A 1265-nucleotide genomic window follows, 5' to 3' on the forward strand; every position below is an offset into this window, starting at 1 on the left:
CCTGGGGACACCCCCAGCCTGCCGCCGCGCCCCCGGCACTCCCAGCCGGTACGCCCTCCACTCGCCTTCGGGTTATCCCGACCCATCCCGCTCCGCTCGGACCTGCGAGGCCAACCGGGGAGCAAAAAACTTCGGAGCGTGCAGGTCAAGCCACTGCACGTAGGCCCGCGACGGGCGGTCGAGCAACGCCTCGACCGTGGGCAGCAGGGCGACTCGTTGAGCGAGCCGTCGGGGTAGAAATCGGTCATCGCGGCGGCGTACTGCGCCGGCATCGTCCGGTCAAGCTCCGCTCGCGGCTAGCCGGCGGCGGTGAGCTCGGCGATGGCGGCGTCGACGGCGAGCAGCCGGCGGGCGTTGTCGACGTGCAGGTTCTCGATCATCCGACCGTTGACGGTGACGACGCCCCGGCCCGCGGCGGCCGCGTCCGCCCAGGCCCGCACGATCTCCGCGGCCTCGGCGAGCTGCTCCTCGGACGGCGAGAACGCCTGGTTACAGGGCCCGACCTGGCCTGGATGGATCAGGGTCTTGCCGTCAAAGCCCAGCTCGCGGCCCTGCCGACACTCGGCGGCGAAACCGTCGGCGTCGCGGACGTCGTTGTAGACGCCGTCGAGGATCGCCTTGCCGCTGGCCCGCGCCGCCAGCAGGCACAGCCCCAGGCCGGTCAGCAGCGGCGCCCGGCCGGGCACATGCTCGGCGCGCAGCTCGTTGGCCAGGTCGTTGGTGCCCATGACCAGCACGGCCAGGCGCGGTGAGGACTGGGCGATCTCCAGGGCGCGCAGCATCGCGATCGGCGTCTCGACCATTGCCCAGATCAGGGTGCGCTCCGGCGCCCCGGCGGCGGCCAGGTCCCGCTCGACGGCGTGCACGTCCGCCGGCGAGCTGATCTTCGGCACGACGACGGCGTCCGGTCCCGCCTGAGCGGCGGCGCGCAGATCGTCGGTGTGCCAGGGGGTCTCCCGGCCGTTGATCCGAATTGCCACCTCACGCCGGCCGTAGGCACCGACGGCGACAGCCGCGCAGACCCGCTCGCGGGCCTCCTGCTTGGCCGCCGGGGCGACGGCATCCTCCAGGTCGAGGATGAGCGCGTCGGCCGGCAGTCCCTTCGCCTTCTCCAACGCCCGCTCGTTCGCCCCCGGCATGTACAGCACCGACCGGCGCGGCCGGTAGTCCGCCGCCGTGGTCCCCTCCGCCGTGGTCCCCTCGGCTGTGGTCCGCTCGGCTGTGGTCCGCTCGGCTGTCACCGTGTCTCTCCCGTCCCCACACAC

General features: G+C 73.1%; 1 protein-coding gene. It reads right to left on the reverse strand.

Annotation, left to right across the window (positions count from 1 at the left end; genetic code table 11):
* Positions 1-296: 296 nt before the first annotated feature.
* Positions 297-1265: an HpcH/HpaI aldolase/citrate lyase family protein gene (locus tag NBZ85_RS31205; RefSeq protein ID WP_261563432.1), complete on the reverse strand. Its 969-nt coding sequence runs from the start codon at positions 1263-1265 to the stop codon at positions 297-299.

The organism is Frankia tisae (assembly GCF_025403405.1).
GTDB classification, from domain to species: Bacteria; Actinomycetota; Actinomycetes; order Frankiales; family Frankiaceae; genus Frankia; species Frankia tisai.